Source organism: Cellvibrio sp. BR (assembly GCF_000263355.1).
Classification (GTDB): domain Bacteria; phylum Pseudomonadota; class Gammaproteobacteria; order Pseudomonadales; family Cellvibrionaceae; genus Cellvibrio.
On sequence record NZ_JH668209.1, the window covers coordinates 71,389 to 87,001 of the forward strand.

Annotated in this window: 13 protein-coding genes; 8 read left to right on the top strand and 5 right to left on the bottom strand. The window is 51.5% G+C overall.

Annotation, left to right across the window (positions count from 1 at the left end; genetic code table 11):
- Positions 1-275 precede the first annotated feature (275 nt).
- The 8 genes from O59_RS20340 (at position 276) to O59_RS20375 (ending at position 4,374) form a co-directional block, all read left to right on the top strand.
- Positions 276-590: a chorismate mutase gene (locus O59_RS20340; protein ID WP_007646190.1), complete on the top strand. Its 315-nt coding sequence runs from the start codon at positions 276-278 to the stop codon at positions 588-590.
- Between the two features lie 177 nt (positions 591-767).
- Entirely contained in the window at positions 768-1,265 is a 498-nt protein-coding gene (locus tag O59_RS20345) for an SHOCT domain-containing protein (protein WP_040393824.1), read from the top strand.
- A 158-nt stretch (positions 1,266-1,423) separates the two neighbouring features.
- Positions 1,424-1,870 carry an SRPBCC family protein gene (locus O59_RS20350; RefSeq protein ID WP_040393826.1) on the top strand — a complete coding sequence of 149 codons (447 nt, stop codon included), beginning with the start codon at positions 1,424-1,426 and terminating at the stop codon, positions 1,868-1,870.
- Positions 1,871-1,993: 123 nt separating this feature from the next.
- Entirely contained in the window at positions 1,994-2,395 is a 402-nt protein-coding gene (locus O59_RS20355) for a hypothetical protein (RefSeq protein WP_040393828.1), read from the top strand.
- Positions 2,396-2,460: 65 nt separating this feature from the next.
- Positions 2,461-3,084, top strand: coding sequence for a transglutaminase family protein (locus O59_RS20360; protein ID WP_050977148.1), 624 nt, complete (start codon positions 2,461-2,463; stop codon positions 3,082-3,084).
- 17 nt (positions 3,085-3,101) lie between these two features.
- Positions 3,102-3,338, top strand: a complete 237-nt coding sequence (locus O59_RS20365; RefSeq protein WP_007646200.1) for a helix-hairpin-helix domain-containing protein — start codon at positions 3,102-3,104, stop codon at positions 3,336-3,338.
- A 111-nt stretch (positions 3,339-3,449) separates the two neighbouring features.
- Positions 3,450-3,908, top strand: coding sequence for a GNAT family N-acetyltransferase (locus O59_RS20370; protein WP_007646202.1), 459 nt, complete (start codon positions 3,450-3,452; stop codon positions 3,906-3,908).
- A 145-nt stretch (positions 3,909-4,053) separates the two neighbouring features.
- Complete coding sequence (locus O59_RS20375; protein WP_007646204.1) at positions 4,054-4,374, top strand: HPF/RaiA family ribosome-associated protein; 321 nt, start codon at positions 4,054-4,056, stop codon at positions 4,372-4,374.
- Positions 4,375-4,432: 58 nt separating this feature from the next.
- Here O59_RS20375 and O59_RS20380 read toward each other — a convergent pair whose 3' ends face one another.
- From O59_RS20380 to O59_RS20400, 5 genes are all read right to left on the bottom strand, one after another.
- Positions 4,433-5,329 (bottom strand): S9 family peptidase, encoded by an 897-nt coding sequence (locus tag O59_RS20380; protein WP_007646206.1) that lies wholly within the window; start codon positions 5,327-5,329, stop codon positions 4,433-4,435.
- 271 nt (positions 5,330-5,600) lie between these two features.
- Positions 5,601-6,320: a FadR/GntR family transcriptional regulator gene (locus tag O59_RS20385; RefSeq protein WP_007646210.1), complete on the bottom strand. Its 720-nt coding sequence runs from the start codon at positions 6,318-6,320 to the stop codon at positions 5,601-5,603.
- 170 nt (positions 6,321-6,490) lie between these two features.
- A complete protein-coding gene (locus O59_RS20390; RefSeq protein WP_007646216.1) occupies positions 6,491-9,286 on the bottom strand; it encodes an EAL domain-containing protein in 2,796 nt (931 codons plus the stop codon).
- Positions 9,287-9,388: 102 nt separating this feature from the next.
- Entirely contained in the window at positions 9,389-12,511 is a 3,123-nt protein-coding gene (locus O59_RS20395) for an efflux RND transporter permease subunit (protein WP_007646217.1), read from the bottom strand.
- A 7-nt stretch (positions 12,512-12,518) separates the two neighbouring features.
- Positions 12,519-15,599: a multidrug efflux RND transporter permease subunit gene (locus tag O59_RS20400; protein ID WP_007646219.1), complete on the bottom strand. Its 3,081-nt coding sequence runs from the start codon at positions 15,597-15,599 to the stop codon at positions 12,519-12,521.
- Between the last annotated feature and the right edge of the window lie 14 nt (positions 15,600-15,613).

Sequence of the window (15,613 nt, forward strand, 5' to 3'; positions counted from 1 at the left end):
GCGCTTCGCATTTTGGGGTGCAAGAAAGAAAATCGGTGTAAATTGTGCATCGGTAATATTAATTGGCAGCTTCGGTTGGTTTTTGTAGAAACGTGGCTTTCTGAAAGTGCAAACCGTCGCTGCCATAACAAGAAGCGCCAGGCTCGCACACTTCGTGTGCTGGACGCATTGTAAGTAGCGCTTTTATGGTTTTGCTTCGCAAAAGTCTTCCATAAAATCACTACTTACAACGCGCCCCTGCGCTTAACGTTATAGGCACAAACAAGGAGTTAAAAATGAACAATATCGTAACCTGCAGTTCCCTTGAGGAAGTTCGTTCAAATATCGATGCTATCGATCAAAAAATTGTTAGCCTTATCGCTCAGCGTGGCGGCTTTGTTATGCAAGCCGCTCGCTTCAAAAAAACAACCGAAGACGTTAAAGCGCCCCAGAGAGTCGAGCAAGTAATTTCAAAAGTACGTGCTCTTGCAGTTGAATCAGCAGCAAATCCCGATGTCACTGAAGCCGTTTATCGTGCAATGATTGCTGCTTTCATAAATGCCGAGCTTGCAGAGCATTCATCTCTTGCAGGTAAAACGGTAAAATCATAAGCGCAGCATGTACATTTTTCTCCATTTAAGAATGGAGAAAAAATAGCAACCTATAACAATGCATTGCACCTGACGCATTGTAAGTAGCGCTTGTGCAATATCGCTACGCTAAGTTTATCGCAACGCGCTACTTACAATCCGCAGGTGAGCGCAACGTTAGGCTATGAGATCGAAAATATGAAAGTCCTTCAAAATCTGCTATTTATATGTGTTTCAATTTTACAGGTGAGTGGATGTACTTCCTCTAATGTTATTCCAACTGGGCCAGATACTTATATGGTTTCAGCGAGTGGGGCAGGTTTTGCAACCGCCGGTGTACGAGAAATCGTTTATCAGAAAGCAAATGATTTTTGCGCATCGAAAGGGCTGGTTATGGTTCCAGTTTCGTTTAAAGCACGTGAAGGGCAGCTAGGTAGGAATCCTCCGAGTGCAGATTTAATATTTCGCGCATTAAAACCCGGAGACCCAGCAGTTGAGAGACCGGACATTACAGATGCAAATGAAAATATTGCAGTTACACAAAATATTAAAATATCGGTAAAAGGTGAAGAAAAACCTGAAACGAAGTCTGACACTTACAATGACTTGCTTAAACTGGACGATCTTAGAAGGCGTGGAATTCTATCAGAAGTTGAATTTGAAAAAGAAAAAACGAAACTTCTTCAGTCAAAATAAATAGAGCCTAACAAAGTGGTCAAACACCGTTCCGCTTCGCTCCACTGGACAGAATTTAAGTCGCAGTTTTGTGGTTTTGCTGCGCAAAAGTAATCCACAAAACCACAACTTAAAAACTGCCGCTGAACTCGGCGTTATATTTTCCGGAAATTGGTGCCATGAACAGTTCTGATGTCAGAGTCGAAACAGAAATCGAGGCAAGTGCCGATACTGTATGGAATATTATTTCAAGTTTCTCAAAATGGAGTGACTGGCATAAAAGTGGTGTCGAGGTTCGCATGAAAAATGGGGTCCCAGTATTACTTAAAACCCAAATGTCTGGTCTCCCGTTAAGAATAAATCTAAATAAAGTAAAAATTGTAGAGCGTAGGCATCTAGAATGGACTGGGACACTTCCAATCATTGGAGGTTTGCTTAGCGGCATAAGAAAGTTTACCTTATCTGAAATATCCGAATCCCGCTGCAAATTAATACAAGAAGAAACATTTTGTGGTGCTTTTAGTGGTTTGGCTAAACGTAAACTAATTATTTCTTACCAGCATAGGTATAGCCTTCACAATCAAAAAATAAAAGCTATAGCTGAGTCAAAATATAACAAAGCGTAGCAACCCGCGCACTGCGTGCACTGGACAGTTTATAAGTCGCAGCTTTGTGGTTTTGCTGCGCAAAAGTCACCCACAAAACTACGACTTACAAACTGCCGTTGAGCACGGCGCTATGGTAAAAATATGTTTCTAAAAGGTATTATTCACGGGGCGGCATTAAGTGCTTTAGCTATCTTAATTGTCTTTCTACTTCCGTATTTAACAATGGATCATGATTTGCTAAAGATTTCTACCGCTCTCATATTGGCTGCTCCATTGTTGTACATAGGCTACAAATTTCGCGGCAAAATTGAAGTGCCGCTTATTGAATATATTGTTTTTAAAAATCATAAATTATGGCGGTATTTAATAGGTGCAGGCCTCATAACTGCAGTCACATCTACAACGCTTAAAATTCATTTTAATAGCATTATTAACTTTGACGCTCTAACAGTTGTAATTACTTATGCAGCATCAATGTTCGGAAATACCGCAACCATAGCCACAATTATTTTTATTGGCTCTTCATTAAATAGAAAACCATAACAAGCGACTGTGGTAAAAAATCAATACCTGAAACGCAACGTTAGCCGTAATAGGAAATCGAATACGTGCATCAATATCTAGAATCAACGAAATATATAGATTGGAAAGAGCCAGAGGTGCTGGCTAAGGCGAAGTCGCTCGCTGACGGCACGGAGAGCCTTGAGCAAATTGCCGATAAATGTTTTGTCTTTGTTCGAGACCAAATTAAGCATAGCTGGGATTATGAGTGTGATCCTGTAACGTGTAAGGCTTCCGATGTTCTGAAGTACGGAACGGGCTACTGCTATGCGAAGAGCCATTTGCTTGCGGCACTTTTGCGTGCGAACGGCATTCCGGCGGGCTTATGTTATCAGCGGCTGACCATCAGCAATGATAAGCCGCCGTTTTGTCTGCATGGCCTGAATGCTGTATATCTTGAAATGCATGGCTGGTATCGAATTGATGCCAGGGGAAACAAGGCCGGTGTTGCGGCTGAATTCCGTCCTCCGGTTGAGTATTTGGCATTCCCGATAGTCTCAGATGGAGAAGCTGATCTACCGGAGATATGGGCAGAGCCTATAAAGCCCGTTTTGGACGTTCTTTTATCCAAGAAGACGTATCGTGAGGTTGCAGACAATCTGCCGGATATTTGGCTGGTTAGTGCTAACAAGCAATGCACGCGACAAGCGCGTGATTGCGGCGTTAACTAATACAAGGAATAAAAACTGTGCCATTTTCTGAATCTGAAAAAGCAGTATTGCTAAGCGTTAAAGGTGTAGGGCCAAAAGTTGTAGAGCGCTTAGAGCAAATGGGATTTGTAACGCTATCTCAATTGGCTAGCGCTGACATAAATAATATTTTGGAGCATGGCGCAAATATTACCGGGTCAACTTGCTGGAAAAATAGCCCGCAAGCAAAAAATGCTATTAGTTCGGCAATTAATGCAGCACGCAGTTTCCTCTAAGCAAAACTGTAAAGGAGCGCTCATAATTTCTTTAATATATGGTCATTCTAAAAATGGAAATGAGTTTTTTGCTTAAAAACTGCGGTTTAATCCAACGTCAGGTGTAAATAAGTGCTTAACTTTATAGATGCCGAAGTAAAAGATACCGATCTGCTTCGAGATACCTTAATTACATCGAAGGGCTATTGGGGTTATTCTCAAGAGCAGCTTGAAGAATGGAGATCTAATTTAAGGTTTGAAGAAAAGTATATTTCTCGCAATACAGTCAAACTAATTTTAAAAGATAAAGATGTGATTGGATTCTTCGCCATAGTGAAAGGCGATAGTGATGAGCTTGATCATTTTTGGCTATTGCCAAAAGCCATTGGCAAGGGCTATGGGAATCTAGTATTTGAACAAATTCTTTCAGAGTGTAAAACGCTGGATATCACTGAGTTTTATATAACATCTGATCCAGACGCTGAAGGTTTCTATTTAAAAAAAGGGGCATTTAAAGTGGGGGAAATATACAGTGAACCTCAAAAAAGAATGCTGCCCAGATTAAAATTTACTTTAGCCATAGTCGCCTAATAATTACCGGTGTGTCCTTATTTAGTATCTATGGCAGCCTTTACACAGCTTTCCAATTATTAACCTAATCATCTGAACCCCACCGCTAATTATCAGTCATAAAAAATGCAGCACCTTAATGAAGATGACTTGATTGGAGGTAGATATGCAAATTCAGGTGAATACGGATAAAAACATTCCAGGCAAAGAAGGTTTGGCTCGGCAGATTGAAGGCATACTTTCTAAAAATTTGGGGCGCTTTTCTGCCCAGCTCACACGCGTGGAAGTGCATTTAAGCGATGAAAACGGTGCTAAATCAGGCCGGAAAGACAAACGTTGTTTGCTTGAGGCGCGATTAGCAGGGCGCGAGCCAGCCGCAGTAACAGGTGAGGCTGGGACTATTGAACAAGCAGTCGCTGGTGCTTCCCAAAAAATGGTCAGCCTGCTGGATAGTGAATTAGGAAAACTTTCCAAGCGAAATATCTAGTATTTCCGTGCAAATAGAAGCAGAGTTTTTACTCTGCTTCTTTGGGTTATTTTATTTTTTATTTCATATTTTTTTTGTCAACAACCCAGCCTTTCCATGTTGATAATTTTGGGGTTTTTCCTTTAAAAAGCTTGCTGGAATTTTTATCGCCTTTTAATTGCCAGCTAAGCCACGCCGTGGCGACCTTGCCATATTCACCGCCAAAGGGTTGGGCATAGGTGCCGCCGTGGCCTACATCCAGGTTGGCGACAAATACCGGTACATGATTAATTTTTTCCACATCATCCATGCCATTTTTATAGGCTATGTCCGATGGACCGCCCAGCAAATAAAGGGTTGGTGTGTGAATTTTTTTCAGTTGGGTTTTGTCCAGTTGTGGCATCATCGGCATGGCATTGCCGCGCAGTGGTTCGATAAAAATACCGCTGTTGGCGACTATCAATGTAGTAATGCGCGGGTCGTCTGCCACTTCCAGTGCTTGTAATCCACCGCAGGACATACCGGCAAGGGCAATTTTGTTGGTGTTCAATTTCTTGAAGTAAACGCTGTTTTTATTGGTGTTTTGTGCAAATGCCCAGTCTATAGCGGCGGTGAGTTTGGCAGAGGTTGATCTCTCTTTATTTTGTTCACCAGATGCTCTGGGCATTGTTCCTATAGCGATAACCATAAAACCCTGCGAGGCGATTTCATTTAAAAAATTGACGTGTTCAAACGGCGAGTCAAAACAGGCGCCGTTACCCCAGACAACAATAGGTAAGGTTTTTTTACCGCTGAAATGCTGGATATCCTGCGGGCGGAAAATAGTGTGCGTTTGGAGTGAGTCCTCGCTTTTCATAATTGCAGGAAATTTTCCTGTCCCGCCACCTTCTACAATCCGGCTGTTGGTGTCTTTGGCAAATGCGGGTGTTGCAATACTGAATGTTAGCATCCATAAAAAGGGTAGTATTTTTTGCATGGGAAAGTTCCTTGTTAATTAGGGCTATTGTTTTATCGACTATATCAGTCGCGCCCAATTAACCTGGAATGCCTTAACAAAAAATTTCTGATGGCTTGTAAAAGCGGGTAAATATTTGGTTTTTTTGCCTAGTTTTTTAGGGGTGAAAAATTTATCCCGATATGAAAACAAAAGGTAAAAATAAAAAATAAAAATGTAAATAATAAATAGCGAAATAAAAAAGGCAGAACTCGCGTTCTGCCTTTTTGCGTTTCAGGATTCCGAGTAAATATTATTTCACGCTTTCCTGTTTCACAATTTCATCTTCAATAAAATTCAGGGCTTCGTCGATAAGCGCGAGCATGGATTGTTTGGCGCGTTCGGGGTTGCGGTTTTTGATGGCGTTGAACACTTTGGCGTGGTCTTCCACTATGCCGTCGTGGTTACCTTTTATGGGGCTGGTGTGGCTGATACTGACACGCAAGGCGGTTGAAATGAAATCGCGCAGGCGGATGTAAAAGCGGTTGTTGCTGGCGTAGAGAATGCTGACGTGAAAGGCGATGTCGGCTTCCAAGTCTTCTTTGCTGTTTTCTTCGGCGTTGCGCATGCGCTCCAGCGCTTGTTCAATGGCGTCGATTTTTTTGTCGTCGGCGTAGCGTGCGGCAAGTGAGGCGGCTTCGGGTTCAATGGCGATGCGCACTTGCAGGAATTCTTTGAGCACTCTGAGGGTGGGGCGGCTTTCCAGGGTCCAGCGCAGTAAGTCCGGGTCAAAAATATTCCATTGGTCTTCCGGCAGAATGCGAATGCCCTGGCGTGGTTTGCTGGAGATTAACCCTTTGGCGGAAAGCATTTTTACCGCTTCACGTACCGCGCTGCGGCTTACGCCAAACTTCTCACACAGTTCGGCCTCGGTGGGCAGACTGTCGTCACTGAATTCGCCACAGATAATTGTGCGTCCCAGCTCTTGTACCATGCGTTGTGAAAGATTGAAGTTGCGGTCGAGAAGCGCCATTATTTTTGTCGTCCAGATAAGCAAAAAAGATCGCTGAAGATTAACGATTTATTATTCATAATACAATCTGAGAATAGCGTGGGTGGCCGCAACGGCGCGGGGCCTATTGTATTTTGTGCGAAGGGTAGGGATATTTTTTAACGCCGGGTCAGTTTTATCCAGCAGTGCAATCAGCCGGTGAATTTGCGCCACGCGGGGTCGGGTTGCCACTGCGCAGCCCAACGTGGCAGGTCACTGGCGGGCATGGGACGGGCAATGCCGTAACCTTGCGCCAATTCACAGCCGAGAGGAATCAATAATTCACCGTGGGCGATAGTCTCTACACCTTCGGCAATTACGCGGCGGTGAAATGCGTTTGCCAAACCTATCACACCTTTTACGATGGCTAAATCGTCCGGATCATCGAGCATGTCGCGCACAAAAGTTTGATCGATTTTTAATAAATCGGCGGGCAGGCGTTTTAAATAGGTGAGCGATGAATAGCCGGTGCCAAAATCATCCACCGCAAAATGCACCCCCAGGGCACAGCAGGCGCGCATTAAGTCAGCCACTTCGGCGATGTCTTTGAGCGCGCTGGTCTCCACAATTTCCAATTCCAAAAATGCCGGTGGCACTTGCGGGTGAGCGAGCAGTTGCTCGGCGAGGCGCGCGGCAAAATCACTGCGCTGTAATTGCAGCGCGCCCACATTCACACTCACTGGCATTTGCAGCCCCAGTGCTTGCCAGCGTTCAATTTGGCTCAGTGCTTCGTCGATTACCCAGTCGCCCAATTCAATGCTGAGTGGGTGATCTTCAATAACGGGTAAAAATTTGATGGGGGGTATTAACCCTTGTTGTGGATGTTGCCAGCGGACCAGCGCTTCTACGCCGATAATTTCGCCGCTGCGCATGTTTACCTTGGGTTGGTAAAACAATACAAATTCTCGTTTATCCAGTGCGCTACGAATATGTTCCAGTGATTCGCGCTGGGTTTTTACCGCCATGTCTTTGGCAACATCAAACAGGTGGTAGCCGTTTTTACCCGCCTGTTTGGCGATGTACATGGCCTGGTCGGCGTGGCGCAATAATTGGTCGGCGTCGGCGGCATCCTGCGGGTAAAGGGTGGCGCCGATACTGGCCGAGACTTGCAATAACTGCTCGTTCAGCATCAGCGGGGTAGCGGCTTCGTGCAGTAGGCGCTCCAGTACCAATTCGTGGGTTTTGGGCCCTTCCAGCCCGGTCATAACCACCACAAATTCGTCGCCGCCAATACGGGCGATAGTGTCGCCCTCGCGCAGGGTGGCTTTTAAGCGGTGGGCAATATTGACCAGCAGTTGGTCGCCGGTATCGTGGCCGTATTGATCGTTAATCGCTTTAAAACCATCCAGGTCGATATAGAGCACTGCCAAGGCAGCATTCTGCCGATGGCTGTGGGAAATAGCCTGTTTCAGGCGATCCGCCAGCAGTACCCGATTGGGTAAACCGGTGAGCGCATCGTAGTGGGCGATATATTCGAGTTGGCGCTGGTGCTCTTTGATGGGCGTGATGTCGGTGAATAGGTTGACGTAACTTTGGGTGTGGCCAAGGCCGTCCTGCACGGCGCTGATGGTCATCATGGTGGCGTATAACTTGCCATTTTTATGGCGATTCCACAGCTCGCCGTGCCAGTAACCTTTTTGTTCCAAATCGTGCCAAAGGGAGGCGTAAAACTCTTGTCCGTGCAGGCCGGATTTGAGCAGGCGCGGGTTTTTGCCAATCACTTCCTCACGGGTGTAGCCGGTGATATCGCTGAATATCTGGTTGACCTCAATGATATTGCCCAGCAGGTCGGTGATAAAAATCCCCTCCCGTGCATGGGTAAATACACTGGCCGCCAGCTGCAGGCGAGTCTCTACATGAGACTGTTCAATGGCCAGTGCCGAGAGCCGCGCTTCACTTTCGATCAGGCGCAGGTCTTCCACTTGGGGGCTGCTGGGTTCGCGATGGTAGATGGCGAAAGTGCCCAGCACCTTGCCCTGGGCAGAAAATATCGGCTGCGACCAGCAGGCGCGCAGCCCGGCTTGGGCAGCCAGTTCGCGATAGTCGCGCCAGTAGGGGTGGGTGTCTATGTCCTCCACTATGACGCGCTCACCCAAAAAGGCGGCGGTACCACAGGAGCCGGTGGCAGGGCCTATGCTGGCGCCGTTGATTGCCTTTACATAAAACTCGGGCAGATGGGGCGCGGCGCCGTGAGTGAGGTGAGTGCCGCTCTCGTCGGTCAGCAGGATGCTGCAAATGGCGCCGGGTACCAGCTCCTCTACATCGCACACAATACTGCGCAGCACCTCATCCAACGGGATTTTGGTGAGCAGTATTTCCAGTATGTGGTTGTGATGCTGGTAGCGGCGCTCGGCTTGTTTGCGCTCGGTAATGTCCTGGTAAATGCCGGTCAGGCGCACGAGCGTGCCATTTTCATAGTGGGCGGTACAAGTTGTGCGCAGGTCGATTTTGCGCCCTTTGAAGGTGTATTTTTCCACCTCAATATCAAACACTTCGCCGGTTTCCATGGCGTGGCGCATGGCCTGGGCGATACGTTCGCGGGAGCCGGGCAAGTACATGGAAAAGCCCTCGTCGAGTGAGGGGGTGAACTCTTCGGGGGTAGTGTCGTGGATGCGATAGGTTTCGGCAGTCCAGTAGAGGCTGCGGGTGGGTACGTGCATCTCCACGCCGCCGACTTTGGCGATGGCTTGGGAAGCTTCGAGGATACGCGCGTTAGTGCGCAGCGCCTCTAACTGTTCGCGCTCGTGGCTGGCAAATTCAGTCAGTTTCTGCTCTAGCTGATCCAGCTCTTGCTGTTGCAATTGCAGGGCGAGGCGGTAGATATCCAGTTCGCGTGCGAGCTGTTCGGATTCGTCCAAGTCAGGTAAGCGGCCAGACCGCAGTGTTTGCTGCAGCTGGCGCGAGGCGCGCTGGTAGAACTCGCTTTGGTTGGCGGAGGATGCACTCATTGGTCTTCCATTCCTTCAGATACGTTCCTCAAAACCTGTGAGGGTGTGCACAAAATATAGCAGTGCTCTGCCAGAGTGTCGAAGTGACACTCTGGCTTTTTTTTAATCGGTTTGTGTCTTGGTTGATCCAGAGGTGGTCGTGGAGGCAAGGGGAGAGACAAGGGTTTTGCGGTGTAAACCCCAGTTGCGCAGCTTTTCCATGTAGAGGTAGACCACCGGGGTCGTAAACAGGGTGAGCAACTGGCTGACCGCAAGACCGCCGATGATGGTAATACCGAGTGGTGTGCGCAGCTCCGAGCCTTCGTTACTGCCCAGAATTAGCGGCAGGGCGCCGAGCAGGCCAGCGAGGTTGGTCATCATAATCGGGCGCAGGCGCATCATCGCCGCTTGGAAGATGGAATCGCGGGAGGACAAGCCCTCTTTGCGCTCCAGCTCCAGCGCAAAGTCGATCATCAAAATCGCGTTTTTCATCACTATGCCAATTAACAAAAACAGCCCGAGCATGGCGATCAGGCTGAAGGGGGTGTCACTCAAGCGCAGCGCCAGCAGGGCACCAATGCCAGCCGAGGGTAGGGTGGAGAGAATGGTGAGCGGGTGGATAGTGCTCTCGTACAAAATGCCCAAAATCAGGTAGACCGCAAGCAATACACAGGCGATCAGCACCGCCGGTTCCTGCGCCATGCCGGGGGTGCTTGGCCCCCAACCGGGGCGACTGGTGCCGGCGGTGGCCAGGTAGACTTCTTTGGGTACCATTAACTCGCCGATTTTTTGTTCAATGGCAATGCGCGCCTGCTCCTCGGTAAAACCTTCGGCGACACCGTAACCAATGCTCTCCGAGGCGAACTGGTTGGTGTGACGCACCCGATCTTCCGCCAAGCCATAGTCAAAGCTGGAAAAGGTGGAAAGCGGCACCCGCTCGCCGCTGCGGGTTATCACCTGTAACTGCTCCAATACTGCCGGTGTAGCGGTGTAACCCGGCTCCAGCTCCATCACCACCCGGTATTGGTTCATCCGGTCGTACATGGTGGAGACTTGCCGTTGCGAGAAGGAGTTATTGAGCAGGGTCGCTACGGTCGCCATATCCACCCCCAAGCGCTGGGCGGTTTCGCGGTCGATGGTGAGTACTACCTGCTGGGTGCCTTCCTCTTTTACGCCGTCCACTTCGGTCACTTCCGGCATATTTTCCATGGCGGTGGTGATTTTGGCGGCCCATTTGGACATCAATTTTAAATCGTCGGAGAGCAACAGCAATTCCTGTTCGCTGCGGCTAAAGGGCGAAGAGAGGCGAATATCCTGGTCCGGGCCGATCATCATCATGGCGCCGGGAATGCTGGGAATCTGGCGCCGGATGCGATCCACCACCTCATGCACACTTACGCCGCGCTCTGCCATGGGTTTGAGGCTGATACGCATCCACGCATTACTCACCCCATTACCGCCACCGCTGGCGCCAAATACATCTTCCACAGCGGGGTCGGTGAGCAGGACTTTGCGGAATTCCTGAATCTTGGGTTGCATCAATTGAAAGGAAAAACCATCGTCGCCGCGCACCCAGGCGGTCATCTGGCCTGTGTCCTGTTCGGGTAGCATGGTTTTGGGGATGGCGATATAGAGGTAGATATTGACTCCAATAACTGCCGCGAGCAGCAGCATCACAATCCGGCTGTGGCGCAGCGCCCAGCTGAGGGCGATGCCATAACCCTGTTTGATTTCGTCGAAGGTGCCGGGACGTTCGGATTTTTTCGGCGCTTTTTTCAGCAGTTGGGCGCAGAGCGCCGGGGTGAGGCTGAGCGACACCAGCAGTGAAATGAGCATGGCGGCGGCGAGGGTGATGGAGAATTCGCGGAACAATTTTTCCACTACTCCGCCCATCAGCAGGATAGAGACAAAAATCACCACCAGGGTGATGTTCATCGCCAGCAGGGTAAAGCCCACTTCGCGGGCGCCGAGTATCGCGGCTTCCATGGGGGGGAGGCCGCGTTCAATATGGCGTTTGATGTTTTCCAGCACCACAATCGCGTCGTCCACCACTAACCCTGCCGCCACAATCAACGCCATGAGCGAGAGGTTGTTGAGCGAAAATCCGTAGAGGTACATGACCACAAACGCGCCGATAATGGCCACCGGAATCGCAAGGCTCGGAATAAGTGCACTGCGCGCACTGCCCAGAAATACCCATACCACCGCCACCACTAACAGCACCGCCAGCACCAAAGTGACCTCTGCCTCTTTGAGGGTGGCGCGAATACCGGGGGAGCGATCCATCACCACTTTTAATTGGGTGTCGCCGGGCATCAGCGCGCGCAACGCCGGGAGTTGGGCGTTAATGGCGTCGATGGTTTCCACTATATTGGCGCCGGTTTGGCGGCTCACGGTGAGCGTCACCGCCGAACTGCGATTGTGGAAGCCATCGGTATAGCGGTTTTCCACCGAGTCGTTCACTGTGGCCACATCCTGCAGCCGCACCGGCCCGGAATCGCCATAGCGGATCACCAGATTTTTGTAGTCGGCGGCACTGCGCAGGCTTTCGTTGGTGCGCACCTGCCAGCGAGTGTCATCCTCCTCCAGCAAACCCAGCGGGCGCAGCACATTGGCAGTGCTGATAGCGTTGCGCACTTCATCCAGCGCTATGCCGTAATTGGCCAAGGCATTGGGGTTGAGTTGGATGCGCACCGCAGGCAGCGAAGCCCCGTCGATACCCACTTGGCCCACGCCTTTAATTTGTGCCAGCTTTTGCGCGAGCACGGTAGAGGCTGCGTCGTAGAGTGCGCTGGGCGCAAGGTTGGGGGAGCTGAGCGCGAGCGCCATAATTGGCGCTTGCGATGGGCTGATTTTGCGATACCCCGGGTTGCCCGGCATACCGGCGGGCAGTTGACCGCGCGCAGCATTGAGCGCGGCTTGCACGTCGCGCGCGGCGGAATCCAGGTTGCGATCCAGGGTGAATTCCACCCAGATGTTAGTGAACCCCTGGGTGGAGTTGGAGTTGATGGCGGTTACGCCCGGAATACTGCCCAGCGCGCGCTCCAGCGGTGTCGCCACGGTAGATGCCATGCTCTCCGGGCTGGCGCCGGGCAAGCTGGCGTACACCTGAATGGCGGGAAAATCCACCTGCGGCAAGGGTGCCACCGGCAACAAGCGCCAGGACAATAACCCGAGCAATACAATCGCCACCGCCAACAGGCTGGCAGCGACGGGTCTTTTAATAAACGGCTCTGCGATATTCATATTTGTTTTACGCCTCCACCTCTTGTGGAACGGGATCGGCCGCGGGTTTTTTGTTTACCCAGCGATCAAAAAACAAATACACCACCGGCGTGGTGAACAGGGTTAATACCTGACTTACCAGCAAGCCGCCCACCATCACCAAACCCAGCGGTTGGCGCAATTCGGCGCCGGAGCCAGAGGCGAGCATGAGGGGCACTGCGCCAAACAGCGCGGCGAGGGTGGTCATGAGAATCGGGCGGAAACGCATCAGGGCGGCGCGATGAATCGCTTCGCGCGGCGACATGCCGAGGGTGCGTTGGGCGTCCAGCGCAAAGTCCACCATCATGATGCCGTTCTTTTTCACCAGCCCGATCAGCAGTACCACCCCGATCACCGCAATCAAATCCAGCGGTTGGCCGGTCAGTAATAGCGCCAAGAGTGCGCCCACCGTCGCCGAGGGCAGGGTGGAGAGAATGGTGACGGGGTGGATAAAGCTCTCGTACAAAATCCCCAGCACTATGTACATGGTGATAATCGCCGCGAGGATCAGCCACAGCGTATTGCTAAGCGAGGCGCGGAAGGCTTCGGCGGCGCCCTGAAAACGCAGTTCCAGGGTAGCGGGCATGCCCATTTCCGCTTCCACGGCTTCAATCGCGGCAATGGCGGCCCCCAGGGATGCACCGGCACCGAGGTTGAAAGAGAAGGTGGAGGAGGGGAATTGCTCTTGATTGTTAATCAGCAATGGCGCCGGGCGCTGGGTGATTTTGGCGATAGTGGAAAGCAACACTGGCGTGCCGTTGCTTGTGGCCACATAGGTATTTTGCAGTGCGGCGATACCCTGGGCGTAATCCGGGTCTACTTCCAGTACCACCCGGTATTGGTTGGCCTGGGTAAACAGGGTCGCAATTTGGCGCTGGCCGTAAGCCGTTTGCAGGGCGCCAGCGATGTCGCTAATGCGCACCCCGAGGCGCGCGGCGGCGTCGCGGTCAATTTCCACATAGGCTTGCAGGCCACGGCTTTGCAGGTCGGCGGCGACATCCGCCAAGGCTGGCTCCATGCGCAAACGCTCTAATAAACGCGGCACCCAGGTATCCAATTCGGTGCCATCCGGGGTGGTTAAGCTGAACTGATATTGGGTGCGGCTCACCCGGTCCTCAATACTCAGTTCCTGCACCGGCTGGAACCAGGCGGTAATGCCGGTAACGTTTTTGATCTGCTCCCGCAACCGGTCAATCACCTGGCTGGCATGGGCGTCGCGCTCGTCATGGGATTTGAGGTTGATCAGCAAACGGCCGGAGTTGAGGGTAGTGTTGCTGCCATCTACTCCAATAAAGGACGACAGGCTTTCAACGTCCTCATCCTGCAAAATCTGCTCAGCCAATTGCTGCTGTTTTTCGGCCATGGCGCTGAAGGAAATGTCCTGCGGCGCCTCGGTCACGGCTTGAATTGCGCCGCTGTCCTGTACCGGGAAAAACCCCTTGGGTACGGCGAGGTAAAGCCCGGCGGTGAGCACGACGGTGCCAATCATCACGGCCATGGCGGCGGTTTGGTGTTGCAGCACCACATCCAGCCCGCGCCCGTAGCGCACAATCACCCGCTCCATAAAATCCGGCTCACTGCCGTGGGTGGGCGCGTTTTTAAGCATACGCGCGCACATCATGGGGGTGAGGGTGAGGGATACCAGTAGTGAGATACCAATCGCCACCGCCAGCGTAATTGCAAACTCCTGAAATAATCGCCCCACCAGATCGCCCATAAACAGCAGCGGAATCAGCACCGCAATCAACGACAGGGTGAGCGACACCAAGGTAAAGCCAATTTCCCCCGCGCCCTTGAGCGCCGCCTGCATGGGCGATTCCCCCTGCTCGCGGTGGCGGGCGATGTTTTCGAGCATGACGATGGCGTCGTCCACCACAAAGCCGGTGGCGATGGTGAGCGCCATGAGGGTGAGGTTATTGATGGAGAAATCCAGAAAGTACATCACCGCAAAAGTACCCACCAGCGACAGCGGTACGGCAAGGCTGGGAATAATGGTGGCGGGCACTGAGCGCAGGAACACCAGGGTCACGGCGACAACCAGGCAGATGGCAAAAATCAGTTCTTTTTGTACATCGCGAATCGAGGCGCGAATACTTTCGGTGCGGTCAGTCAGCACTGCCACATTCACTGCGGCGGGCAGGGTGGCGGTCAGTTTGGGCAGCAGTTCGGCAATGCTGTCGGCCACCTCAATCACGTTGGCGCCGGGTTGGCGCTGCACATTAATCAGCACGGCGGGTTGCTCATTGGCCCAAGCGGCGAGGAAGCGATCCTCAGCGCCGTTTTCCACGGTGGCGACATCGCCCAAACGCAGCGGTGAACCGTCGCGCCAGCTGATCAGCAAATCGCGATATTCCTGCACTGAGCGCATTTGGTCATTGGCGTCGAGCATGGTGGAGCGGTATTCACCGTCGAAGCTGCCCTTGGGCTGGTTGGTATTGGCGGTAACAACCGCGTTGCGCACCTGCTCCAAACTCAACTGGGTACTGGCGAGGGCGTTGGGGTTGACCTTGATGCGAATCGCCGGGCGCTGGCCACCAGCCAAACTCACCATGCCTACGCCGGGCAACTGCGCCAGTTTTTGCGCCATGCGCGTGTTCACCAGATCATAAACTTCCGGCAGCGGCAGGCTGGCCGAGGTCACAGCGAGGGTCACAATAGGCGTATCCGCCGGGTTAACCTTGCGATAAATCGGCGGTGTGGGCAGGTCATTGGGCAAGAGGTTATTGGCTGAATTCAGTGCGGATTGCACCTCCTGCTCAGCTACACCCAAATCAATCTCCAGTGAAAATTGCAGGGTGATAATCGACGCGCCCGTAGAACTGGTGGACGACATTTGTTTCAAGCCGGGGATTTGCCCCAGGCTGCGCTCCAGTGGGGCTGTCACGGTGCGTGCCATCACATCGGGGCTGGCACCGGGGTTAAAGGTGAATACCTGGATAATCGGGTAATCCACCTGCGGCAGCGCCGCGACCGGCAGGAGGCGATAGCCCAGAATACCGGCGAGCAACATCGCCAACATCAGCAGTGATGTGGCGACGGGGCGCAAAATAAAGGGTTTGGATAAACTCATCGTCAATCTCGATT